The sequence below is a fragment of the Niveibacterium sp. genome, assembly GCF_041909475.1.
Classification (GTDB): domain Bacteria; phylum Pseudomonadota; class Gammaproteobacteria; order Burkholderiales; family Rhodocyclaceae; genus Niveibacterium.
In genome coordinates this window covers 48,932-72,731 of record NZ_JAYRDJ010000013.1, presented here as the reverse complement: position 1 = coordinate 72,731, position 23,800 = coordinate 48,932, and the positions used below count along the sequence as shown (strand labels likewise).

Below are 23,800 nucleotides of genomic sequence, written 5' to 3'. Positions count from 1 at the left end.
CATGATCGATCGTAGTCAGACCCCATCCACCGCTCAGCGCCCCTGCGCCATTGTCACCGGCGCGAGCAGCGGCATCGGCCGTGGCGTTGCGCTGCACCTGGCCCGCGCCGGCTGGAACATCGCCTTCACGCATGTGGGCGCCGGCGACGCAGCGGCCGCCGTTGCTGCCGAGCTGCGCGCGGCAGGCGCCGAGGTGCTTTGCGAGGAATGCGACGCCGGCAACAAGGCGCAGGTCGACCGTTTCTTCGAGCAAGTCGCCGCCTGGTGCGGCGCCCCCGCGCTGCTGGTGAACAACGCCGGCATCCAGACCTGGGCGCCGCTGCTGGACTTGGCCGAAGCCGACTGGGACCGCGTCATCGCGACCAACCTGAAGGGCTGCTTCCTCAACACGCAGGCGGCGGCGCGGCTGATGCGCGAGCGCGGCGGCGGGCGCATCGTCAACATCGGCTCCGGCTCCAACAAGCTCGCCTTCCCGCACCTGGTGGACTACACCGCGTCGAAAGGCGGCATCGAGCAGTTCACCAAGGTCGCCGCAGTAGAACTCGGCCCGTTCGGCATCACGGTGAACTGCGTCGCGCCAGGCGCCATCGAGCTTGAACGCACCCGCCAGGAAGCGCCGGGTTACGGTGACACCTGGGCGGCCGTCACGCCGCTGGGCCGCGTCGGGCAGGTGGAGGATGTGGCGGGCGTGGTGGCCTTCTTCGCGTCCCCCGCCGCCGCTTTCGTCACCGGCCAGACGATCTGGGTCGACGGCGGCGTGTTCACCCGCGCCACCTGGCCCTACGCGCAGCCTTGAGGCACCAGCGCCGCGCCCATTGCCGGGATTGCCTACGTAGCGCTACGTACATGCGGGCCGGCGCATTCTGCTAGCCTGCTGAGGCAGCCAAGCGATCCCAACGCTGCCGTCGCCAACCGCGCCGGCTCGCGCTCACCGCCCCACCCGGGCACCCAGCAGGCCACCCGCCAAGCAACGCTTTGCCGCGTTTCCGAACCGCCGGAAACGCCGGCGCGTCGTGGCGTTCACCGCCGCCCGCGCCGGCGCCACGGCCTGCCAAGAGCCCGATCATGACCAGCACTACGCTCACTGCCGGCGCGCTGCACCGCCCGCTCGGCGCCAGCGATTACAAAACGCTTTCGCTCGCAGCCCTCGGCGGCGCGCTCGAGTTCTACGACTTCATCATCTTCGTCTTCTTCGCGACGACGATCGGCCAGCTGTTCTTCCCGCCCGAGATTCCGGACTGGCTGCGCCAGCTGCAAACCTTCGGCATCTTCGCCGCTGGCTACCTCGCACGCCCGCTCGGCGGCATCGTGATGGCCCACTTCGGCGACCTCGTCGGCCGCAAGCGGATGTTCACGCTGTCGATCCTGATGATGGCGGTACCCACGCTGTGCATGGGCCTGCTGCCGACCTACGCGACGATCGGCCTCGCCGCGCCAGTGCTGCTGCTGGTGATGCGCATCCTGCAAGGCGCGGCGGTGGGCGGAGAAGTGCCGGGCGCGTGGGTGTTCGTCGCCGAACACGTACCTGCACGCCACATCGGCTACGCCTGCGGCACGCTCACTGCGGGGCTCACCGGCGGCATCCTGCTGGGTTCGCTGGTCGCGACCGCGATCAACACCCACTTCACGCAGCCCGAACTGCTGGCGGTGGGCTGGCGGGTTCCCTTCCTGCTCGGCGGCGTGTTCGGGCTCTTCGCGATGTTCCTGCGTCAGTGGCTGGAAGAAACACCCGTCTTCATCGAACTCAAGCAGCGCAAGGCGCTCGCCGATGAAGTGCCGCTCAAGGCAGTGGTGCGCGATCACCGTGGCGCAGTGGTGGTGTCGATGCTGCTGACCTGGATGCTGTCGGCAGCGATCGTCACAGTGATCCTGCTGACGCCCACCTTCCTGCAGAAGCTCTACGGCTTCGATGCACCGACCGCGCTGCGCGCAAACAGCGTCGCAACGCTCGCGCTGACCATGGGCTGCGTGTTCTGGGGCGCGCTCGTCGACCGCCTCGGCGCCGCGCGCACGATCCTGATCGGCGGCCTGCTGCTGGCGGCCACCAGCTACGCCTTCTACACCGGCGTGCGCGCCGACGCCGCGCTGCTGATGCCGCTTTACGGGCTGGCGGGCTTTGCGGTCGGCATCGTCGGCGTGGTGCCCTACGCGATGGTGAACGCCTTCCCGCCGGCGGTGCGCTTCTCGGGGCTGTCGTTCTCGTACAACGTCTCGTACGCCATCTTCGGCGGCCTCACGCCGATGGTGGTGACGCTGATGCTCAAGAGCGATCCGCTCGCGCCCGCGCACTACGTCGTCGCGCTCGCGCTAATCGGCGCCGCGACCTCGTTCTTCCTCAAGCGGGAGCCGGTGCGCTAAGCGCCTTCAAGGTTGCCCTGCTTCAACGCGGCAGGGCCAGCGTGCCGATGTAGCCCGCCGGCAAGGTGAGCGGGCTGCAGCGGCACGCATCCACCACATCCCCGGCACGCCATTCACGCAGCGCCTCGCCACGCAACTTCAGGCTCGCTTCCAGCTGGGTCCAGGCTTGCGAGAAGGCCTCGGCGCGCAGTTCAAGCGGCGTCGCGGCAATTTGCTCGGCGATGGCCGGACCCAGGTAGTCGCGCGCGACGGCTGCCCAATCCTCGGGCAGCGCCACACGCATCAGGTCCACGCCCACCGGGCCATCCCAGTTCACCGCGACCAAAGAGCAGCCCGGCTCATGGCTGAACGACAGACCAAGCGCGTAACCGACAAGCTGCGGGGGAACCCCGGGCGACGCGCGCAGCGTTAAGGATTCAGGTGCGACGCGTAGTCGGGCAGCAATGTACTCGCGAGCCGCTTCGCGTACCCGCGCACGGGCATCGGCACGGGGCATGTCTGGCGCTAGCGCGAGCGCGAGCACCACGCAAGGCGCGCTTGGCGGCGGCGCTTGTGCCGGCCATTCGAACACCGGCCAGCGCGCCATCTCAGGCCGTTTGCGGTGCGGCCGGGCAGCCCTGCCAGCGGCTGCCCGCCGGGATGCTCTCGCCCTTCATGACCAGCGTGAGCGGCCCGAGCTGCGCGCCGTCCGCCACCGAGGCGCTGTACAGCACCGTGCTGCGGGGGCCGATGTTCACCTTGGCGCCGATGTGCACATGGTCGATCTTCATCACGCGGTCTTCGAACAGGTGCGTCTGCGGGCAGGTCAGCGCGTTGAGTTCGCTGTACTCGCCGATGTGCACACAGTCGAACTCGGTGATGTCGGTGGTATCGAGATACACGCCGCGGCCGATCTTCGCGCCGAGCAGGTTCATCGCCACCGGCAACCACGGCGTGCCACGCAGGTAACGAAGGAAGTTCGGCACCGTGATGCCTTCGTACATGTTGGTCGCCGCTTCCGAAAGCCACACGAAGGGCGTCCACATCGGCACTGCGCGCTTGCTGTAGCGGCCGATCGTGATCCACTTGAACAGTGCGACGAAGATGAAACTCGCGAGGCCGAACAGCAGGCCCGCCTCGGTCAGATCCCACGCCACTTCGCCCCAGCGGCCAGCACCCGCGGCGGGCATCACATCGAGCACGATGCTGTAGCCCACCGCGATCACGATCGCGTGCGGTGAGACGATGCGGAAGGCTTCGATCAGGCCACGGCCCAGGCGCCGCATCGGCGAGGGGTGGAAGGTCAGCGACTCGGGATAGCCGCTGGTGGTTTCGCGCGCCGGCAGGTTGATCGGCGGGCTGCCGAGCCAGGTGTCACCGCTCTTCATCAGGCTGCCGTCCGGCACCCTTGAGAGCACGCCGACCAGCACGTTCTCCGGGATCGTCGTGCCATCCGGCACGTAGGCGCCGTTGCCAACAAAGCTGCGGCGCTCGACCACGGTGGCCTGCATCGTCATCCAGCCGCCGTTGATCTCTTCGTCGCCCAGCAACACCGCGTCGGCGATGAAGGTTTCGTCGCCCAGCGTCAGCATGTCCGGCACCACGCCCAGCGCGGTCGAAATCTCGGCGTCACGCCCCACCTTCGCGCCCAGCAGGCGGTACCAGAACGGCGCATACACCGTGGCATACACGCCGTGCAGGATCTGCAGGCTGTTCTCCTGGATCTGGTTCACCAGCCACTTGCCGCAATACACATTGCTGTGCACCGGCCAGCTGCCGGTCTTGAGCTTGGGCAGAATGCCCCAGCGGATGCCTGCCGAGACCAGCGCAGTCACGACTACCAGGATCGCGCTGGCAGGCAGGGCGAGCAGGAAGTACTCGATCAACTGCAGCATCACGACGTCGCTCTGCGCCCAACTCAGACCGTCGATTTCGTCGAGCCAGTCGATCAGGATGAAGGTCGGGAACACCGGCATGAAGAACAGCGTGGTGACGAGCAAGGCACCGGCGATGAAGAACACGCCTTCGGTGACGGCCCGCAGCGTGCTGGTCGCCGGCCGTGGTCGCAGCGAAGCCGGATCGAAGGCACCGGTGTCACGCGCCGGCGAGCCGGTCCAGATCCGGTGCGGCGGCACTGCCATGCCGTCGGTGAGCGCTGACTGACCTTCCAGATGGCCCCACTCGGCAACCGAGGTGTTGCCCTCCAGCACTGCATAGGAGCCGACGTAGGCATTCGGCCCGATGTCGATGGGGCCGAGGATCAGTTCGCCATGTTGCACGCGGGCGTTCTCGAAATTGACCGCATTGCCGATGCTGGCGCCATCGGCAATCGACAGCAGTTCAGGCGCGCGCAGCGTCATCGCGCCGATCTGCACATCCTTGCCGATCTTCGCGCCGAGAGCACGCAACCACCACGCGTACAGCGACGACCCGCTCAAGAGATAGGACGGTGCGGCCTCGGTCAGGCGATCGGCGAGCCACCAGCGGTAGTAGGTCAGGCCCCACAGGGGGTAGCGCCCCGGCTTGAGGCGCCCGGCGATCAGCCACTTGCCGACGAATGCGAGCACGAATTCGCCCAGCGTTGCGACAAGGAACACCAGCACCGACATCGCCACCGCATACGGAATCGAGTCGCCTGGGTCGCCGGTGAAGAAGTGGTAGGTGAAGAAGGGCGCCAGCCACTGCGCCATGCGGATCGCCACCAGCACCGGTACCGCCGCCGCCTGCGCGATGCCGCAGCGCCAGCGGCGGAAGGCCGACGGTGGCGTCCACTCGACGGCAACCTGCGGCGCCGCAGCGTGCATGGCCTCGAGCACCGCAGCGATATGCCCGACCTTGCGATGCAGGTAGATGTCGCGCACCGTGAGGCTGGCGTAGCGCGGATCGGCGCGCAGTGCCGATGCGAGCCGCGCCGCGAACAGCGAGTGGCCACCGAGATCGCTGAAGAAGTCCGCCTCGCGGCGGATCGGCTGCCCGGGGAAGAGCCGCTCAAGCGCGGCGAACAGCGCACGCTCGGCGTCGGTCTCCGCCACGTCGGACCCCTCGGCCCCGGCCAGCGCCGCAAGCGGCAGCGCCTTGAGCACCTTGCGATCGATCTTGCCGGAGGTCAGCCGCGGCATTTCGCTCATCTGCTCGTAACGCCCCGGCACCATGTAGGGCGGCAGCCGCTCGCCGAGCGCAGTGCGCAGCGCTTTCGGATCGAGTGGTGCGTCGCCCTCGGGCACGATGAAGGCAACCAGCTGGTCGATGCCGTCATCGTTGCGCAGTAACACCGCAACAGTGCCCACGCCCGGCTGCTCGGCCAGCACGGCTTCGATCTCGCCCAGCTCGACACGGAAGCCGCGGATCTTGATCTGGTCGTCGGCGCGGCCGAGGCACTGCACACGACCATCGGCATCGATGCGCGCGAGGTCGCCGGTGCGGTACATGCGCGCGTCGTTGTCGCTGACGGCCCACGGGTTGGCGAGGAACTTCTCGGCAGTCAGCTCGGGCCGGCCCAGATAGCCCGCCGCGACGCCCGGCCCGCTGATGCACAGCTCGCCGGTTTCGCCGCGCGGTAGCAGGCGCAGGCCGTTCTCGATGTCTGCCGCAATCACCAGCAGGCCGTAGTTCGGAAGCGGTGTGCCGATCGTGACCGGCTCGCCGGCATGCAGTTCGGCGAGGCTCGCGGATACGGTGGCTTCGGTCGGGCCGTAGGTGTTGAACACCTGCCGCTCCGGCCGCGCCCATTTCGCGACCAGCGCCTCGGGGCACATCTCGCCGCCAAGGTTGATCAAACGCAGGCCCGGCACATCCTGCGCAAACAGCGCCAGCAGCGTCGGCACAGCGTGCAGCGCGGTAATGCCGTTCTCGGAGAGCGCCTGGGGCAGCACGTCCGGGTCGGCGGCGATCTCCTTCGGCGCAATCCACAGCGTCGCGCCGACGAGGTAGCTGATCCAGATCTCTTCGAAGGACATATCGAAGGCGACCGAGAAGCCCTGGTAAACCTTGTCCGATGCGCGGATGCCGAGCACCGCGTTCTCGCTGCGCAGGAAGTGGCAGATGCTGCCCTGGTTGATCGCGATGCCCTTGGGCTTGCCGGTGGATCCCGAGGTGTAGATGACGTAGGCCGGGTGATCCGGGCGTGCGCCTTCGCGGCGGCGCAGCGGTGCATCGTGCGCGGCGAGCAGCGCTTCCGCAGTCCACACCGAACGGCCGAGATTGCTCAACTGTGGCGCGAACGCTTCGCAGCTGACGATGCCAGGGGCTGCTGCATCCTCAAGGCATACCGCAACGCGATCCACCGGCGTGTCGGCATCGCTCGGCAACCAGGCCGCGCCGGTTTTCGCGATCGCCAGCTGCATCACCAGCAGCTCGATGCCACGCGGCAGCCATAGCCCGACAATCTGGCCGGGCCGCAGGCCGGCTTCGATCAGCCGCGAGGCGGCGCGATCGGCCAGCGCATCGAGTTCGGCGTAGCTGAGGCTGCGCTCGCCGTGAATCAGCGCGATGTGATCCGGCGAGCGCTGCGCAGTGGCTTCGAACAGATCGGCAAGGATCTCGTCGCGAATCAGGTCGGGGCGAACGGGGCCGAGCAGGACGTCGGCGGATTGGGGCGTGAGCGATGCGGACATGATGGACGTTCGGCTGGCGCCTGCGATGCGGCGCATCGAGGCAGGCGGGATTATGCATTGTGCGCCCAAGCTGGCTGCCCGACGCAGGTTTGCCGAAGCGCAAAGTGCGCTATTCCCGCTGCGCTACCCTTCGGCCCCACATCGCATCTGTTCGCCGGAATCGCGAGCCAGCTCGAATCGCCGATCCACGGCGCACAGCAGGCCGCGTGACCAGCGAATCGTTGTGCCCCTGATTCCACAAGTCTCCCGGAGCACGTCTTGAATATTCAGCGTTCGATCTGCGCGGCCGCCACCGTGGCCGCATTCACTTCAATGGCCGCAAGCCCCGCCACGGCCGCCGACTGGAGCGACACCTCGGTCAGCTACCGCTTCGGTACACAGTTCGCCGAACCCGGTATCGAAGGCGACATCGCAAAGAACATCTTCGCGCTGACGCATGTCAGTGGCTTCAAGTACGGCAGCAACTTCTTCAACGTCGACTTCCTGCTGTCGGACAAGAACGACCCGGCCGTCGGCGGCCAGGGCGGCGCACAGGAAATCTACGCGGTGTATGCCAACCAGCTGCATCTGGGCAAGATCACCGGCAGCAGTTACGCGTTCGGCCCGGTGCGCGATATCGCGCTGACCACCGGCTTTGACGCAAGCAGCAAGAACAACGACTTCGCGTCACGCGTACGCAAGTTCACCTTCGGCCCCACGCTGAAGTTCGGCGTGTTCGACGGCTGGGCCGACCTGAGCCTGCTGTACTACAAGGAAACCAACCACAACGGCATCGTCGGCAAGGACGTGAGCTTCGACAGCAGCTGGCGCATTGCCGGCGCGTGGGGCGTACCGTTCGCGGCCGGCAGCCTGCCGATGAATGTGAATGGCTACTTCAACTACACCGCCGCAAAGGGCAAGGATGGCTTCGGCGATGAAACGAAGCCCGAGACCCTGCTGAACATCTTCCTGATGGCGGATGTCGGCGCCTTGGCTGGCAAGAAGGACACCTTCCTCGCCGGTGTCGGCTACGAGTACTGGCAGAACAAGTTCGGCAACGACCACACGAAGCTGGTCGGCTCCACCGCGCGCACGCCGATGGTGAAAGTCGAAGCGCACTTCTGATCACGGCGCCGCAACGCACAAAACGGGGTGGCTGTTGCCGCCCCGTTTTGTTTAGCCGACGACGCCCGCGTAGCCGTGCTGCGCAAACCAGTCGTCCAGCCGATCGAACCACGCCGCCCGCTGGGCCGCATCCACGAAACTCGCCTCGAAGCTGTTGCGCGCCAGCCGGTACCAGACGGACGCATCAAAGTCGAAGGCAGCCTGCAGCGCGCGAATGTTGTCGCCCATGTAGCCGCCGAAGTAGGCCGGGTCGTCGCAGTTGATCGTGGCGCACAGGCCCTGCTTCAGCAGCGCCGGCAAGGTGTGCTCACGCATATCCTTGAACACGCACAAGCGCACGTTCGACAACGGGCACACCGTCAGCGGCACCCGCCCGCGCGCCAGCCGCGCCATCAGCGCCGCGTCTTCCACCGCGCGCACGCCATGGTCTATGCGCGCCACCTTCCGAAGAACCTGCGCCTCGAAGATGTTGGCCGGGGGCCCCTCCTCGCCCGCTTGGGCAACGACCGGCTTGCCCAGCGCACGACAGCGCGCGAACAAGCGCTCGAACTTCGACGGCGGATGCCCGCGCTCCGACGAATCCAGCCCGAAGCCGTGGATGCGTTCGATGAAGGGCTCCATCTCAGCGAGCGCCGCGAAGCCCTCTTCTTCCGACAGATGGCGCAGAAAGTTCGGGATCAGCCGCGTGCTGATGCCCGATTCCTTGCGCGCTGCCTCGGCCCCCGATTCCAGCCCGGCCAGCACGGTCGCGAACGGCACGCCGCGCGGCGTGTGCGTCTGCGGATCGAAGAACACCTCGGCATGCACCACGCCATCGGCCGCGGCGCGGCGCAGGTAGGCCAGCATCAGGTCATGAAAGTCCGCCTCGGTGCGCAACACCGCGGCGCAGGCGTAGTAAAGATCGAGGAAAGATTGCAGGTCTTCGAAGTCATACGCCCGCCGCAAGGCATCCACATCCGCGAACGGCAGCGCCACACCGTTGCGCTGCGCCAGCGCGAACGCCAACTCCGGTTCCAGTGAACCTTCGATGTGGATGTGGAGTTCGGCCTTGGGCATGCCGAGGGCGAGATCAAGAATGGTGGCGGGCATGTTCGCTCCCTGGCGGATTCAGCAAGGCTGACAGGATAGCGCGCAGGGCGCAGCGATCGCGCCGCAAACATTTTTCAAATGCCTTAACCCGATTTCAGGTCGCGCTCCGTTTCAGTACCCAGACGCCCACTTCGGGCGCTCCCGGACACTTTGAATACGGAGCCTCACATGACCCGTCACTCGCTTCCCCGCCCCGCCCAATTGCCGCTGCGCAACGCCGCCCTGCTGACGGCGCTGGCACTTGTCGCCGCGGCCTGCGGCACCAACGGTTTGTCCTCCCCGCAAGAGCAGGATGCCGCTGCCAACAACGCGTCCGCCGCCGCGAAGGCCGACGAGGAACGTGCCGCCGCGGCGGCGCGCGCAGGCGCCGAGCAGAAGCGCCGCGCCGAAACGCGCGAGGCGGTCGCCGCGCCGGCGCCACTTGCCAAGGCGGTGATGGCGCAGCCGACGCTGATGGCGATGCCGGCACCGATGCCGGCAGAAGATCGCGAGCGCTACAACCCGATCAAGGACAACGGCGTCGTCGCCGCGGCCGAGCAGCCTTTCTCTACCTTCTCGATCGACGTGGATACCGGCGCCTACGCGAACGTGCGCCGCTTTCTCAACGAAGGCCGCCTGCCGCCGCCGGACGCGGTGCGCGTAGAAGAACTGATCAACTACTTCCCCTACCAGTACGCCGAGCCGCGTGTGGTGGATGGCAAGCGCCCGCCCTTCGGTGTCACCACGGAGGTCGCCGCCTCGCCGTGGAACCGCGACACGCTGCTGCTGCGCGTCGGCATCAAGGCCTTCGACAAGCCGCGCGCCACGCTGCCGGCAAGCAATCTGGTGTTTCTCGTCGATGTCTCGGGATCGATGGAATCGCCGGACAAGCTGCCGCTGCTGAAGAACGCGCTCAAATTGATGGTGGATAGCCTGCGGCCGGAAGACCATGTTTCGCTCGTCACCTACGCCAGCGGCACGCGCGTGGTGCTGCCACCCACCTCCGGCAGCGACAAGGCGACGATCCGCATGGCGATCGATCAGCTCGTCGCGGGTGGCTCCACCGCCGGTGCAGCCGGCATTCAGCTCGCCTACCAGATGGCACAGCAGGGCTATGTGAAGGACGGCATCAACCGCATCCTGCTGGCCACCGATGGCGACTTCAACGTCGGCGTCACCGACTTCTCGCAGCTCAAGGGCATGGTCGCCGAGAAGCGCAAGAGCGGCATCTCGCTCTCCACGCTGGGCTTTGGCACCGGCAACTACAATGACGCGATGATGGAACAGGTGGCCGACGCGGGCGACGGCAATTACTCGTACATCGACACCTTGAACGAAGCGCAGAAGGTGCTCGTCGAGGAAGCCAGCTCCACCTTGTCGGTCGTCGCGCGAGACGTGAAGATCCAGATGGAGTTCAACCCCGGCGTGGTCGCCGAGTACCGCCTGATCGGCTACGAAAACCGCACCCTGGCGCGCGAGGACTTCCGCAACGACAAGGTCGATGCCGGTGAGATCGGCGCCGGCCACACCGTCACCGCGCTGTATGAAGTCGCGCTGGTCGGCAAGCCCGGCCTGCTCGGTGAATCGCGTTACGGCGGTGGCAAGCCGGTGGCGAAGACCACGTTGCATGCGGATGAGCTGGGCATGCTGCGTCTGCGCTACAAGGCCAATGCCTCTGATGCCGCACAGGAGATCGCCACGCCGGTGAAACGCAGCCTCACTGCGGCAAGCGAAGACCTGCGCTTCGCCGCCGCGGTCGCCGCCTTTGGTCAGCAACTGCGCGGTGGCAAGTACCTCGGCCAGTTCGGCTACCCGCAGATCGAAGCACTTGCCGCGAACGCAAAAGGCAGCGACCGCTTTGGCTACCGCGGCGAGTTCGTCCGTCTGGTGAAGCTCGCCAGCGCGCTGTCGACGAAGGCGCCGGAACAAGTCAGCGTCGCGCAGTGATCGAATGCAGGTTGGTGCTGAGCGCAGCGAAGCCCAAGGGCTTCGTCATCCAAGCTTGATGTTGGGCTTCGCGTTGCTCAGCACCCACCTGCACGCCCCGACCCACGTGGCGACGGAAGCGGCGGCGGTATACTTGGCCGCCATGCCCGACTCCGCCGCACACTCCGCCACCGACAGCGACGAAGCGCTGATGCTCGCGTTCGCGGCGGGCGACATGGCGGCGTTCGATGCGCTGTATGCGCGGCACAAACGGGGGCTGTATGCCTTTGTGGCACGCCTGCTGATCGGCCAGGGGATTGCCGTGGATGATGTGTTCCAGGATGTGTGGCTGTCGGTCGCCAAGGCGCGGGCGCAGTACCGCCCCACGGCGCAGTTCCGCACCTGGCTGTTCCAGATTGCGCGCAACCGCACGATCGACCTGCTGCGCGAGAAGCGCCCCGCGCTTGCGAGCGAGCTCCAAGCCCACGACGACGACGGCGACCCCTTCGACACAATCGCCGACTCCGATACCCCCACGCCCGATATCGCGCTGGACCGCAGCCAGAAAGCCGCAGCCATCGCGCGCGCCCTGGCCGCACTGCCGGCCGTGCAGCGCGAAGCCTTCCTGCTGCGCGAACACAGCGAACTGCCGCTGGAAGAAGTGGCACGATTGACCGGCGTGAATGTCGAAACCGCAAAGAGCCGGCTTCGTTACGCCGTTGCCAAACTGAGGGCCGCGCTGCGCGGCATCTGGCCATGACCCGCCCCGCCGATTCCACTGACCACCCCGACGACGGCGCGCTGCGCGACGTGCAGGACGCCTACCGCGCGCTGCCGCCCGCCGAACCCGGCGCGGCGCTCGATGCGCAGGTGCGCGCCGCAGTGGCGGCTGAACTCGCCAAGGCTGCCTCCGTCGAGACAGATGCGCCCGCCTCTGCCGCAAAGGTGATCGAGTTTCCGTGGTGGCGCCGCGCATCGCTGCCGCTCGCCGCCGCTGCCACGCTGATGCTCGCGGTTGGTATAGGGCGGATGTGGTTCGTCGAAGGGATGTCGGAACGCGCGCCTGACACCCCCTACCCGGCACCGCCCGCGGCAGTGCAGGAGGCGGCGCCCACCGCCGCCGATGCAGCCCAAGCACCCGCTGCACCGGCCTCTGCCGAACCGCGCGCGACCGAGATGCAACAGCCAGCTGCACAAGCCGACGCAGCCCCCAAGCAAGCGATTGCCGACGCGCCGCCGGCAGCGAAGAGCGCGGCGCGGAAAGCTGACGCCGAGACCGCCGAAGACGCCGTGATCTTCCGCGGTGTCGAACGTGCTGCACCGCCGCCGCCCGCGGAAGCTGAGGCCAAGCGCGAAGCCGCCGCACAGGCCGACAGCACCCGTCGCGAACGCAGCGCCGAATCGCTCAACGCTGCACCGGCCGCCGCAGCGCCAGCACCCGCCCAAAGCGCGAAACCTGCCGCAGAAGCGCCCGCCGCCAAGCTGATGCAGAAACGCGCGTTGGCAAGCGATACGCCAAGCGCAGAGGACAGCCAGACCTTCGAAGACATCCGCCGCCTGCTGCGCGAGCAACGCCACGACGACGCGCGCGCACTGCTCAAGCGTTGGCGCGACGCCCACCCCGGCGTTACGCTTCCGGAAGATCTGCGCGCGCTCGCTGCCGAACTCGATCGCGCGCCCTGAGCCTGGCGGCCGCTGGGCGCCACCGGGAGCCCGCCATGGCCGATCCGCATCCCAGCCCGCGCTACACAGCAGAGCAGGCGCTCGAACGCCTCAAGGCCGGCAACGAACGCTTCCTCGCCGGCAAGGCGAAGTTCCCCACCGTACAGAAGGAAGTGCTCGCCGACCTCGCCAAGGGGCAGGCCCCCTACGCCACCATCCTCGGCTGCAGCGATAGCCGCGTGCCGCCTGAACTGGTGTTCGACGCAGGCTTCGGCGAGCTGTTCATCATCCGCGTCGCGGGCAACGTGCTCGGCCCGACCATCGCCGGCACGCTGCAATACGCCGGCACGCATCTGCATACACCGCTGTTCGTGGTGATGGGGCATGAAGGCTGCGGCGCGGTGCAAGCGGCGCTGGCAAGCAAATTTCAAGGCGTGGAGCACCGCCAGCACATCGAAACCGTGCTCGACATCATCGAGCCCGCCCTCGCCGGCCTCGACCCCAAGCTACCCGCCGACGAGCTGATGCGCGCCGCCGTGGAAGCCAACGTACGCTGGGCCGTGCGGCAAATAAGCGAGTCGCCCGAAGGCCACCTCACGCTCTCGCGCGGCGACATCCGCCTCGTTGGCGCGATCTATGAAATCGAAACGGGGCGGGTGCGCTTCCTCGACGACTGAAGCCTCACATCAAGCCAGAAGCAGGACGTAGAGGTAGTACGGACGCTTCCACCACGGCACCAGCCGCAGCAACTGACCGCCAAGGCGGCTGCGCAGCATGCGCAGCCCCGGCGTCGCGTCACCGCGTTTCCCCGCGCGCAGGAAGGCCGCTTCGGCGTAGGCCGGCGCGCGCTTCGCCACCGCGACAGCCCAGGCCTGGAGCAGATCAGCAATCGGATGCATGTAATGCCGCTGCGGAACGTCGCCGGCGTTCGCAAGTGAGCGCTCGGCCTCCGGATGCGCACCGCGCAGCGCCGCATCGGCCGCCATCCAGAGGTGCCCCGCGCTATTGCCCGGCTCTTCGCTGAGCAGTGCGCGTACCACGCCCATCGCCGGTTCCACTTCTTGCTGCGCCATGTGGGCCAATGCGAGATTCTCCAACGCCCAAGTCGGGCGCTGCGCCCGTTCGGTCCAGTCTGCGTACCACTTCGCCGCGGCACGATAGCGGTCGAACTGAATGTGCGCCCAGCCCACCAGGCCCCAGCATTCACCGTCGCGCTGCAAGCGCGTCTTGTGATCTCGCAACAACTGGTCAAACAGAAAGTGCTGTGAACGGCGCCCGGCGAAATTGACGAGCCCGCGCAGAAGCGCATGGCCCGGATCGTTCTCGATCAGTGGTCGCAGCTTGCCGTAGAGCGCATCGATTGGCTGTTTTCCGACGCGTGAGTCGAGCCACGCATCGACAGCACTCGCCGGGCAGTCACCCGCCTGTATCCGCTCGGTGATCAAGCTGTTGAGTTCGGCTTCCCAGCCCGCTTCCGCGATGGCGCGCACTGCATGGCCGCCAAATTGAGCGGCGTCGGTGCGGTGCCGTAGCGTTTCGCGTGCAGCGTCGAGCGCACGCATCTTGTCGCCACCGCGAACTGCAATCCGCGTGCGCAGCGCATCGATGCGCGCAGAGGCCGAGTGGGGCGCATGCACATCGACGGCAAAACTTGCCTGCTCCAGCGCATCGTGGTCCAGGCCAAGCGTTGCGAGATGGACAGCAGCGAAACCATAGGACGGGTCGAGCTCCAGTGCGCGGCGGAAGTCCGCCATGGCGCCCTTCGGGTCGCCGTGCTTCATCCGCGCATGGCCATGGTAGCCATGCGCCTGTGCATAGTTGGGGGCCAGTCGCAGTAGATGCTCGCTGCACTCCAGGTACTCGTCGTTGCGATCGTCCTCGTCGGCCCAGTCGGCGAGTTCGCGCCACAAGGGGTAGCGATTACCGTCCTGCGCCAGCAATGCGCGCATCGCCTCGCGCGCTGGCTTGGTCTTGCCACGGGCGCGGAGCGTCCTGGCGCCAAACACCCGTAAGTCGAAAGGCGCCGATTCTCCCCAAGGCGTTTCGGCCAGCAGGGCATCGAGCTCGTCGAATCGTTTCAGCCTCAGCAAGGCCGCAAACCGCGCGATCCAGTTGCGCAGGTGGCGCGGATCGATTCCAAGCCCATGCTCGGCAGCCGCCAAAGCGGCACTGGCATCGGTCGCGAGCTCCGCTTTCACCGCCCACACCGTAGGGTCGCCCGGCCGCGCTTGCAGCACCTCTTCGATCAGTCCGCTGAAATCGCCCGTGCGGCCGGTTGCAGAGAACAGCCGGCGAGCGGTCTCCCAAACCCAGGTCGGCGCAGGATCGCTGCGCAGCGACGCGATCACCGCTTCGATGGCCTCATCGGGGCGCCCAAGGCGCTCCAGCAGCCAGCCGAGCAACGCGCGCAGGTCGGGGTTCTCGTCGCCGCGAGTCAGCGCGTGACGCAGCACCCGTTCCGCACGGTCAAGGTCGCGGCCGGATTCGACCACCCGGTCGACGTACTCCCGCACCACCGGCCCCCAGGCGGGCGCGATCACGAGTGCGGACTCCAGACTGGCCAGCGCACGCTCGCGCTCGCCCTGCAGCATGTAAGCGCGTGCATGCTCGTAGTGCAGGCGTGGCAAACGCGTGAATCGCCCGGCCGCTTCGCTCAGGATCGCCAGCGCTTCCGCGCTGCGGCCCATGTCAGAAAGCTGTGCGGCCACCGCCACCCAGGCGTGCCACAGATCAGGGCGAACTTTCAAGGCATAGCGAAGCGCTTCGAGCAGCGCCTCCGGCTCCAGCGTACGCTGCGCCGCTGCGCGATAGTTGAGCAGGCCGTCACCCAACGTGACCTGGCGCAGCAGTTCATCCCACACGAACTCAAGTGCGGCGCGCCGCGACTCAAGCGTGGGTGCGCCATCAACCAGGGTATCGACGGCGAATCCGTCGTCGATGTTGCATCGAATCGCGGCACGCAGATGGGGCTCTGCCGCGGCATAGCCCTCGGTGCGCAGCGCCAGGAAGGCCATCGTCGCATGAGACGACGACTGCGTCGGCGCACGCGCAAGCGCATCGGCCGCAAACGGCCGTGCCTCTTCAAAGCGCCGTTGCCGTGTGAGGTGATTGGCCAGTTCGCGAAGCACCCAGACGTCGTCCGGGTGATGGGCCGCCATGTCGCGGAGCACCGCTTCCTTCGCCGCCGGATCAGTGTCGCCAATCCATTCGTAATGCAGCCGGCTGAGCCCCGGGTTGCGCGGGAACTGGGCGCATGCCTGCCGCAGCCAGGCGAGCGCTGCATCGTTGCCTTGCAGGCGCGCACGCAACGACGCCACCATGCGATGCAGCCGCAAGTCGAGCGGCTCCAGTGCAGCGGCCTCTTCGGCATGCTTGAGCGCTTCGTCGAGTCGCGTATCCGAGTTGGCGACGAGCGCGCGCACACGCAACACCGCCGCGCGGCGTACCGATTTCCCTATCCGGTCGACGATCGCCTGCGCGGTGTGGATCTGGCCGTAACGCAAGCGAGCCTCGGCACAAAAGAGCAGCAAATCGGTGTCAGCCGGATGCGCCGCGAGGGCGGCATCCAGCACCGAAAAGGCCTCGTCAACGCGTTCCAGCGCATCCAGATGTTCAAACAGCGTGCGGGCCGGCTGAGACGATTTCGCCCCGAGCCTTGCGACACGCGCCTGCAAGAACGCCAACCCTTGCACCGAAGCGCCAGCGATGTGGCAAGCCCGCATGTAGCTGGATGCGTAGTGTTCGTTCGTGTCTTGCAGCGTGGCCGCGAAGCGGTAGTACGGCAAGGCGTCACGCGGCGTGCCGTCGGCCCAGACCAGCATGCCCTTCTGCAGCCACAATGCCGCGTCCGCAGGTGCGCGACGGAATGCGCGCTCCATCTCGCGGTGGGCGGCCGGCACACGCCGGCCGTCTTCCGCCAGCCGCTCTGCGTAGCGCGTCAGCACATGGGCGTCGGGTCCGGCGCTCCGCGCCAGCGATTCAAGCCACTCGAACTGCTGCGTATGTTCGCCAAGGTTCCAAAGCGTGGCGGCCTTCGCAAGCTGCAGGTTGGTGTCGGTCGGGTACAGCGCGAGCAGGGCCTCGGTCTGCTCCAGGCCACGCGGTTCATCGGCGTCGTAGTAGGCGAGCATGCGCTGCGCGTTGATCGCCAGCCTGTGGCCGCCCGCTCGCCCGCTCAGGGTGTTCGCCTCCGCCAGCGCAGCATCGCGGTCGTGCCGGGCGAGTGCGGCCGCCATGCGGTAATACAGATCCCACAGGTCGACATCGGGCAGTGCGATGCCGTCCAGCAGTGTTGCCTTGGCCGACGGCACCATCACCATGGCGCGCGGCCCGTAGGCGCGCTGAACGTCGATCAGCGAAACCACCTCAAATTCAGCATGGGTGGGCTGGAAGGGGTCGCGGATCAGCAGCGAGTTGCGCAGCAGGTCGTAGCCGATGACCGCCTGCAGATGGCCGCTGCCGGTGAAGGTGGTGGTCAGCGTGAAGGGGATGCCGGCGTCAATCAGCGCACGGGCGCTGTCCCAATCAAGCGTGAACTCCCGCGCAACGAAGTCGTTGTCCTGTGCCCACTGCCGCTCGGCCAGGTGGCTTGTGCCGTCGTAGCAGATCGCCTCGGCCACTTCCAGGTGGTCGGCTTCGCGCCCCCAGTAGCGCGCAAGCGCCGTCAGCGTTGCCGGCGCGCAGGTCATCCAATGCTGGCGCACGAAGCTCACCGGCAGCTTCACGCGTCGTTGCATCGGGTGCCCATCTGCCGCCGCGATACGATCTGCGATCGGGGGATAGAACTCGCCCTCCGCAGCGCGGCACTCACGCGCCGCGACAGCCCAATCGCTGCGCAGCAGCGCGATGTCCGCCCGCCGCGCCGCCAGCCAGCGGCGATTGAACTTGTCCGCGAGTGGCCGCAGCGATTCGATGCGGTCCAGCACCACCGCCGCCTCTTCGTCGCGGCCGTGTTCCTCGAGCAACATGAACAGGTGAGCCCCGAGATCAGCGCAAGTCTTTGCTGCAAACGCATCGCGCAACAGCGCGATCGCCGCGTCGGCGTCGCCCCGCAGCGCAAGCAGCAAGGCCTTGGGTTGCAGCGCGCTGCGATAGCCGGGGCTCAGCGCCAGCGCATGGTCGGCTGCCGCCATCGCCTCGTCGTAGCGATCCGCCATTTGAAGCGTGTAGGCCCGCTCGGCCCACAGCCAGGCATTGTTCGGGGTGATGGCAATGGCGCGTTCGAAGCAGGCATCGGCCGCTTCAAAGTCACGCAGCGTCGCGAACAGGAACGATTCCAGCCCGAGGAATTCCGCGCGTTCCGCTTCCGGCGCGTCATCGGGCAACTGCAGCCGCGATAAGGCCCCGTGCGATACACCTGATGGCGGAACATCGCCACGCGCGCGCCGGGGTGATCGCGATGCGATCGCCAAACCCGGATCGACAGCGCATCGCCCGGGCGGTCCGCACCGAGGTTTCGCATCAGCCGTGCAAGCACGAGCTGCGCCTCGGGATCCTGCCGGAGTTTCAGCGCATCGAAGTGTTGATAAGCCTGCAGGCATTGGCCGGCATCGAGGAAAGCCTCCACATCGGCAAGCAGGTCGGGGGTCTGGGGCGCGGGAGCGTGGCTGTTCATCATGGCGAGGCATGTTATCGGCCTATTCGCCGGCGGCCGGCTTGAGCACGGCTCAAAGCCCGCAAGATTTCACAAATGCTTGCGCACTCCCCGCAATTGCGTGGCAGGCGGGTAAACTGGCGGCCTTCAATCGAACTTCCGGAAGTCGCCCGAATGGCCCAGTACGTCATGTCGATGCTGCGCGTGAACAAAGTCGTTCCGCCCAAGCGTCAGATCATCAAGGACATCTCCCTTTCCTTCTTCCCCGGCGCGAAGATCGGCCTGCTGGGCCTCAACGGCTCGGGCAAGTCGACCGTGCTGCGCATCATGGCCGGCGTCGACAAGGAATACGACGGCGAGGTGCAGTGGCAGCCGAACATGAGCATCGGCTACCTGCCGCAGGAGCCCGAGCTCGACGCCAACAAGACCGTGCGCCAGGAAGTCGAATCCGCGCTGGGCGAAATCATGGAAGCCAAGACCAAGCTCGAAGAGGTCTACGCCGCCTACGCCGAACCCGATGCCGATTTCGACAAGCTCGCCGAGCTGCAGGCCAAGTACGAGAACATCATCGCCACTTCGGGCGCCGACCTCGACACCCAGCTCGAAATCGCTGCGGACGCGCTGCGCCTGCCGCCGTGGGACGCGAAGATCGGCCCGCTGTCCGGCGGTGAGAAGCGCCGCGTCGCGCTCGCCAAGCTGCTGCTCAGCAAGCCCGACATGCTGCTGCTCGACGAGCCGACCAACCACCTCGACGCCGAATCGGTCGAGTGGCTGGAACAGTTCCTCGTGCGCTTCCCCGGCACCGTGGTGGCCGTCACCCACGACCGCTACTTCCTCGACAACGCCGCCGAGTGGATTCTCGAACTCGACCGCGGCGAGGGCATCCCGTGGAAGGGCAACTACTCCAGCTGGCTCGAGCAGAAGGGCGAGCGCCTGGCCCAGGAAGCCAAGCAGGAAGACGCTCACCGCAAGGCGATGAAGCAGGAACTCGAATGGGTGCGCCAGGGTGCCAAGGCACGCCAGAGCAAGAGCAAGGCGCGTCTCGCCCGTTACGAGGAAATGAGCAGCGTCGAATACCAGCGCCGCAACGAAACGCAGGAAATCTTCATTCCGCCGGGCGAGCGTCTGGGCAACCAGGTCATCGACTTCAACGGCGTCAGCAAGGGCTTCGGCGACCGCCTGCTGATCGACAACCTCTCGTTCAGCGTCCCTCCCGGCGCCATCGTGGGCGTCATCGGCCCGAACGGCGCCGGTAAGTCCACGCTGTTCCGCATGATCATGGGCAAGGAAAAGCCGGACGCGGGCGAAGTCGTGATCGGCCAGACGGTGAAGCTTGCCGCGGTCGACCAGACCCGCGAAGGCTTGGATGGCACCAAGACCGTGTTCGAAGCCATCTCCGGCGGCGCCGACGTGCTCACCGTGGGCCGTTTCGAGATGCCCAGCCGGGCCTACATCGGCCGCTTCAACTTCAAGGGCGGCGACCAGCAGAAGATCGTCGGCAACCTCTCCGGTGGTGAGCGCGGCCGTCTGCACCTGGCGAAGACGCTGATCGCCGGCGCCAACGTGCTGCTGCTCGACGAACCCTCAAACGACCTCGACGTCGAAACCCTGCGCGCGCTCGAAGACGCCCTGCTGGAATTCTCCGGCTGCGCGCTCGTTACCTCGCACGACCGCTGGTTCCTCGACCGCATCGCCACCCACATCCTCGCCGCCGAAGGCGAATCGCAATGGACCTTCTTCGCCGGTAACTACACCGAATACGAAGAAGACAAGAAGAAGCGACTCGGTGAAGAAGGCGCGAAGCCGAAGCGGATTCGGTACAAGCCGATCAGCCGCTGACCGGCAATCCCACAAAAAAGCCCGCAGACAGCGGGCTTTTTTATCGTTTCAGCGCTATCCCATCTGAGCTTCCATCCGCGAGCCACAATCACCGCGAATGGGTCGTAAAGACCGGCTTTTAAAGGCGCATCCGTCTTGCGCCCGGTCGGCGTCGCAGGCAAAGTATCGTTTCACAAATCGTTTCACGCATCGTGACTGACGCCACCAACCTGATCGCCGCGCTTTCGTCCGGCCCGCTCTCTGCCTCGGCGCTTTGCGCGCGCCTGGGTGTCAGCCGGCCGACGCTGTCGCGCGCGGTTGCAGCTGCTGGCGCGCGGGTCATCCGCTACGGCAAGGCTCGCGCAACGGCCTACGCATTGCGGCGCGCCGTGGCGGGGCAGACGCGCTTCCCGATCCACCGCGTCGAAGCGGATGCGCGCGTCTCCGCAGTGGGCTGGCTTGAGCCGGTCGCGCCGTCGGGCTATCTGGTCAGCTTTACCGAATACGGCGAGGCGGAGCACTTCGAGGGCCTGCCGTGGTGGCTGCAGGACATGCGACCACAGGGCTTTCTCGGCCGTGCGTTTGCGCGGCGCGAAGCCGCCTCGCTGCACTTGCCGGCGGAACTGCGCGAATGGGGCGATGACGAGGTGCTGGCCGCGCTGGCGACCGTTGGCGACGACTGGATCGGCAACCTGCTGGTTGGCGATGCAGCGCTCTCGCGCTACCTCGGCACGCCGCAATCGGAAGTGGAGGGAGAATTGGTGCGGGGCGACGAACGCGCAAACCGCTACCCCGCGCTCGCGGCCGCTGCGCTGGCGGGCGAACTGCCCGGTTCCTCGGCCGGCGGCGAGCAGCCCAAGTTCGCCGCCATCGTCGAAGAGGCCGGGCGACGGAAGGCGGTTCTGATCAAGTTCAGCAGCGCCGCCGACAACCCGGTCGCACGCCGATGGGCCAGCCTGCTGGTCGCCGAACGCCTGGCCTTGCAGACGCTCGCTGAATTCGGCTTACCAGCCAGCCACAGCCGCCTGCATCAGTTCGGCGGGCAGACCTTCCTCGAAGTCGAACGCTTCGACCGCGTGCCGGCCACGAACGCCCAACACCCGCGCCTCGGTCGCTGCGGTGTCGTTTCGCTCGCCGCGCTCGACGCCGCCTTCGTTGGCCAGGCCAATCGCCCATGGCCGATCATCACAGCGGCGCTCGCCGCGCAGGGCCGCATCACCGCCGCCGCGCAGCACGATGCCAACCGCCTGTGGGCCTTCGGGCGCCTGATCGGCAACACCGACATGCACGCCGGCAACCTCGCATTCCTGCATCCCGGCAGTCCAGTGCTTGAACTCGCGCCCGCCTACGACATGCTGCCCATGGCGCTGGCCCCGCGCGCCTCAGGCGAAGTACCCGCCACGCTCCCGGCGCCGCTCATCGGCACGCCGCCGGCGCTTGATGCATGGCGGGTGGCCTTGCTGGCAGCTAGCGCCTATTGGGAAAGCGTTGCGACCGATCAGCGTATCGACGAACCTCTCCGCAATGCGGCGCACGCTGCCCTGGCGAGCCTTGAAAGCTTGAAACTGCCACTGGCTTGAGCGGCGCGCCGCGACTTTGGTCGATTGCGCATCGGGCGCCTTGAGCGCCGATACTCCGTACGCTCCAAAATCCGATTGGGGTCGCTTCCGGCTATGTGCTCACAACCTCGCACGGCCGCTGCTTCCTCGACTGCATCGCCACCCATATCCTCGTCGCCGAAGGCGACTCGCAATGGACCTTCTTCAACGGTAACTACGAGGAATACGTAGAAGACAAGAAGAAGCGATTCGGTGAAGAAAGCGCGAACCTTGGATTTCTTTCCGGTAGCGTCAAAATGCAGTGGTTCGTGTCCGAGCCGATGACGGTGTCGCCGTCGCAGTAACCCATTTCGCGCCGCTCGTTGATCGCAGCGTCACGCGTGCTGATGTATCGCTTGCCGCTCAAGACCCCACGCGAATCCTTGCTGTGGTATCGCTTGCGCCGCTGCTTGGGCATGGTCCGCGTGTGCTCGTACAGCGAGTCGTCCCCTTGCTTGTCCTCGTGCCTCACGCGACAGAGGTCTTCTTGGCGCAACACGGCACTGATCTGCTCGAGACTCCATTTCTGCTGCAGGTGCGCCTCGACCTGAGCCCAAAGCCGCGCGCTGTACCAAGACTTAGCGCACACGTCGCCTACGCGCTTGGGGATACTGGAGGGCCTTCTGCGCGCGATAGCTACCATCATTTGTCGTGACGTTGCGTCTGAGTTCTCGGCTGATCGCGCTGCAAGCGCCCCAAGCGACGCGCTATCTCCGCTTGCGTGCAGCCAATCCGCAACAACCCGGTGATGCTGTATCGTTCTTGATGGGTGAACTGGTGGCACCTATTCATCGCTGCATCTTTTTAATGGATGCAGGCAGCATCCCAGTTCGCCCTCCTAATTCAGACCGCGTTGCACTTATTTTTCAAATTCGCGGCCCACGGCAACCTTGTAGTCAAAGAGCCTGGCGGGGAATTTATGACAAACGGAAACTATAATGAGCCAATTGGAAACCGCCAAGGAGATCATGGACGCGACAAAGGATTCGCTTCTTGATCGACTGTCGAACCCCCTCATAAGCAGCTTCGCAATCGCTTGGTCATTGTGGAACTACAAGTTCTTCGTTCTCTTGTTCTCGGAAACCAAGGCAACAGTAACATTCGAGTGGATTGATAGAATTTGCTTTCCCGATGCTGAATCCATAATTTTCAAAGGTTTTCTATTTCCGCTGCTGTCTGCTCTGACGTACATCTACGTACTGCCTTTCCCGACAGAGTACGTATTGAAGTTTGTACTCTATCAAAAGAAGAAACAAAACGATCTGCGCAAAGAGGCCGCCGAGGGCGAACTGCTTACGGAAGCTGAAGTTCGCCGGCACAGACGAGAAATGCTCGATCTTGAGGAGAGATTCAAGCGAGACATTGATACTCTAAATCATGAGAAAACTCGCCTCGAAAAGAGAATTCAGGAAAGCCAGAGAGAGGTGACAACCCTCAAACGAAGGCTCGATGAGCTTGAAGGGCCTGAGTCCGCGTTGCAAGAACGAATTCTGGATCTATTCGCTACAGTCGGGCGCCCATTGCGAGTGGAAGATGTCTACACAAGAGCAGGTGCAAATACCAACGCGGAGGCTCGCCAAGAAATCGAGAGGCTCATCGTTAAAAACAAGCTGATGAGACGTCCTTTACTTCCGGAGAACATATTGATTCCGCTCGGAGATCCTCCGTATGAATGGTCGGCTGAAGCTGAAGCACTAAGTTAGTTTTCTCCAGGCTTCACGCAGTAGATAAATTGGCTGCGTCACGCTCGCCGCAAGTTCTGGATTCCGCTGCGCTCCATCCGAGCTGTGCCTGGCCGCTTCGACTCCGGCTCAGCGGAACACCAACGTTCTGTATCGCCAAAACTACGTTGCAGGTGGATTTTTCGGTATCGCTCGAACGGATCGCGCATCTGATCTGCTGGTGCGAGAATTTGATCCATTGCGCACGGCAGTGGCCGATGTGACGCAGACACGGGTGATCAAAGCGGGCTTCGTGCGCGCTGGGGCGGCACGTGTATCTAACAACTCGCCGCTAGGCATACGTGTGGTAGAGGCGCTTCTTAGCACAAACGATTCGCTAAGAAGATCTCACCCGACATT

At 65.8% G+C, this 23,800-nt stretch carries 15 protein-coding genes and 1 pseudogene; 12 read left to right on the top strand and 4 right to left on the bottom strand.

Annotated elements, in window-relative coordinates:
• The first annotated feature begins 1 nt into the window (after window position 1).
• Together ACE3P0_RS10610 and ACE3P0_RS10605 are read left to right on the top strand one after the other, a co-directional pair.
• Window positions 2-796: an SDR family NAD(P)-dependent oxidoreductase gene (locus tag ACE3P0_RS10610; protein ID WP_374402586.1), complete on the top strand. Its 795-nt coding sequence runs from the start codon at window positions 2-4 to the stop codon at window positions 794-796.
• A 269-nt stretch (window positions 797-1,065) separates the two neighbouring features.
• Window positions 1,066-2,358, top strand: coding sequence for an MFS transporter (locus tag ACE3P0_RS10605; RefSeq protein ID WP_374402585.1), 1,293 nt, complete (start codon window positions 1,066-1,068; stop codon window positions 2,356-2,358).
• Between the two features lie 22 nt (window positions 2,359-2,380).
• On the opposite strand, the gene ACE3P0_RS10600 is transcribed toward ACE3P0_RS10605, so the two are convergent.
• On the bottom strand, window positions 2,381-2,944 hold the full coding sequence (locus ACE3P0_RS10600; protein ID WP_374402584.1) for a 4'-phosphopantetheinyl transferase superfamily protein: 564 nt from the start codon (window positions 2,942-2,944) through the stop codon (window positions 2,381-2,383).
• A 1-nt stretch (window position 2,945) separates the two neighbouring features.
• Complete coding sequence (locus ACE3P0_RS10595; RefSeq protein WP_374402583.1) at window positions 2,946-6,950, bottom strand: Pls/PosA family non-ribosomal peptide synthetase; 4,005 nt, start codon at window positions 6,948-6,950, stop codon at window positions 2,946-2,948.
• Window positions 6,951-7,208: 258 nt separating this feature from the next.
• Here ACE3P0_RS10595 and ACE3P0_RS10590 point away from each other — a divergent pair, with 258 nt between their 5' ends.
• Window positions 7,209-8,054, top strand: coding sequence for a hypothetical protein (locus tag ACE3P0_RS10590; protein ID WP_374402582.1), 846 nt, complete (start codon window positions 7,209-7,211; stop codon window positions 8,052-8,054).
• Window positions 8,055-8,105: 51 nt separating this feature from the next.
• Here ACE3P0_RS10590 and ACE3P0_RS10585 read toward each other — a convergent pair whose 3' ends face one another.
• Entirely contained in the window at window positions 8,106-9,143 is a 1,038-nt protein-coding gene (locus tag ACE3P0_RS10585; protein WP_374402581.1) for an adenosine deaminase, read from the bottom strand.
• A 168-nt stretch (window positions 9,144-9,311) separates the two neighbouring features.
• Between ACE3P0_RS10585 and ACE3P0_RS10580 the strand changes: the two genes are divergently transcribed.
• The 4 genes from ACE3P0_RS10580 to ACE3P0_RS10565 are packed head-to-tail and all read left to right on the top strand — an operon-like array spanning window position 9,312 to window position 13,387.
• Window positions 9,312-11,069 (top strand): von Willebrand factor type A domain-containing protein, encoded by a 1,758-nt coding sequence (locus ACE3P0_RS10580; protein ID WP_374402580.1) that lies wholly within the window; start codon window positions 9,312-9,314, stop codon window positions 11,067-11,069.
• 4 nt (window positions 11,070-11,073) lie between these two features.
• On the top strand, window positions 11,074-11,808 hold the full coding sequence (locus ACE3P0_RS10575; protein WP_374402578.1) for an RNA polymerase sigma factor: 735 nt from the start codon (window positions 11,074-11,076) through the stop codon (window positions 11,806-11,808).
• Window positions 11,805-12,731 (top strand): hypothetical protein, encoded by a 927-nt coding sequence (locus ACE3P0_RS10570; protein WP_374402577.1) that lies wholly within the window; start codon window positions 11,805-11,807, stop codon window positions 12,729-12,731. The genes ACE3P0_RS10575 and ACE3P0_RS10570 overlap by 4 nt, the downstream gene beginning before the upstream one ends.
• Before the next feature lie 35 nt (window positions 12,732-12,766).
• Window positions 12,767-13,387 (top strand): carbonic anhydrase, encoded by a 621-nt coding sequence (locus ACE3P0_RS10565; RefSeq protein ID WP_374402576.1) that lies wholly within the window; start codon window positions 12,767-12,769, stop codon window positions 13,385-13,387.
• A 9-nt stretch (window positions 13,388-13,396) separates the two neighbouring features.
• Here ACE3P0_RS10565 and ACE3P0_RS10560 read toward each other — a convergent pair whose 3' ends face one another.
• On the bottom strand, window positions 13,397-18,034 hold the full coding sequence (locus ACE3P0_RS10560) for a tetratricopeptide repeat protein (protein WP_374402574.1): 4,638 nt from the start codon (window positions 18,032-18,034) through the stop codon (window positions 13,397-13,399).
• A 35-nt stretch (window positions 18,035-18,069) separates the two neighbouring features.
• Between ACE3P0_RS10560 and ACE3P0_RS10555 the strand changes: the two genes are divergently transcribed.
• The 5 genes and pseudogenes from ACE3P0_RS10555 (at window position 18,070) to ACE3P0_RS10535 (ending at window position 23,422) form a co-directional block, all read left to right on the top strand.
• Window positions 18,070-18,369: a hypothetical protein gene (locus tag ACE3P0_RS10555; RefSeq protein ID WP_374402573.1), complete on the top strand. Its 300-nt coding sequence runs from the start codon at window positions 18,070-18,072 to the stop codon at window positions 18,367-18,369.
• A gap of 108 nt (window positions 18,370-18,477) precedes the next feature.
• Window positions 18,478-20,142, top strand: coding sequence for an energy-dependent translational throttle protein EttA (gene ettA, locus ACE3P0_RS10550; RefSeq protein ID WP_374402572.1), 1,665 nt, complete (start codon window positions 18,478-18,480; stop codon window positions 20,140-20,142).
• Window positions 20,143-20,333: 191 nt separating this feature from the next.
• On the top strand, window positions 20,334-21,701 hold the full coding sequence (gene yjjJ / locus ACE3P0_RS10545; RefSeq protein WP_374402571.1) for a type II toxin-antitoxin system HipA family toxin YjjJ: 1,368 nt from the start codon (window positions 20,334-20,336) through the stop codon (window positions 21,699-21,701).
• 89 nt (window positions 21,702-21,790) lie between these two features.
• A pseudogene (locus tag ACE3P0_RS10540) lies at window positions 21,791-22,024 on the top strand (hypothetical protein); the annotation flags it as partial.
• Window positions 22,025-22,657: 633 nt separating this feature from the next.
• On the top strand, window positions 22,658-23,422 hold the full coding sequence (locus tag ACE3P0_RS10535; protein WP_374402570.1) for a hypothetical protein: 765 nt from the start codon (window positions 22,658-22,660) through the stop codon (window positions 23,420-23,422).
• Window positions 23,423-23,800: the final 378 nt, after the last annotated feature.

Bases quoted from the DNA above. Each gene is read 5' to 3' on its own strand.
- ettA (WP_374402572.1), top strand. From the start codon at position 18,478: ATGGCCCAGTACGTCATGTCGATGCTGCGCGTGAACAAAGTCGTTCCG.
- ACE3P0_RS10565 (WP_374402576.1), top strand. From the start codon at position 12,767: ATGGCCGATCCGCATCCCAGCCCGCGCTACACAGCAGAGCAGGCGCTC.
- ACE3P0_RS10600 (WP_374402584.1), bottom strand. From the start codon at position 2,944: ATGGCGCGCTGGCCGGTGTTCGAATGGCCGGCACAAGCGCCGCCGCCA.
- ACE3P0_RS10580 (WP_374402580.1), top strand. From the start codon at position 9,312: ATGACCCGTCACTCGCTTCCCCGCCCCGCCCAATTGCCGCTGCGCAAC.
- ACE3P0_RS10535 (WP_374402570.1), top strand. From the start codon at position 22,658: ATGAGCCAATTGGAAACCGCCAAGGAGATCATGGACGCGACAAAGGAT.
- ACE3P0_RS10570 (WP_374402577.1), top strand. From the start codon at position 11,805: ATGACCCGCCCCGCCGATTCCACTGACCACCCCGACGACGGCGCGCTG.
- ACE3P0_RS10575 (WP_374402578.1), top strand. From the start codon at position 11,074: ATGCAGGTTGGTGCTGAGCGCAGCGAAGCCCAAGGGCTTCGTCATCCA.
- ACE3P0_RS10610 (WP_374402586.1), top strand. From the start codon at position 2: ATGATCGATCGTAGTCAGACCCCATCCACCGCTCAGCGCCCCTGCGCC.
- ACE3P0_RS10555 (WP_374402573.1), top strand. From the start codon at position 18,070: ATGGCGGAACATCGCCACGCGCGCGCCGGGGTGATCGCGATGCGATCG.
- ACE3P0_RS10605 (WP_374402585.1), top strand. From the start codon at position 1,066: ATGACCAGCACTACGCTCACTGCCGGCGCGCTGCACCGCCCGCTCGGC.
- ACE3P0_RS10595 (WP_374402583.1), bottom strand. From the start codon at position 6,950: ATGTCCGCATCGCTCACGCCCCAATCCGCCGACGTCCTGCTCGGCCCC.
- ACE3P0_RS10585 (WP_374402581.1), bottom strand. From the start codon at position 9,143: ATGCCCGCCACCATTCTTGATCTCGCCCTCGGCATGCCCAAGGCCGAA.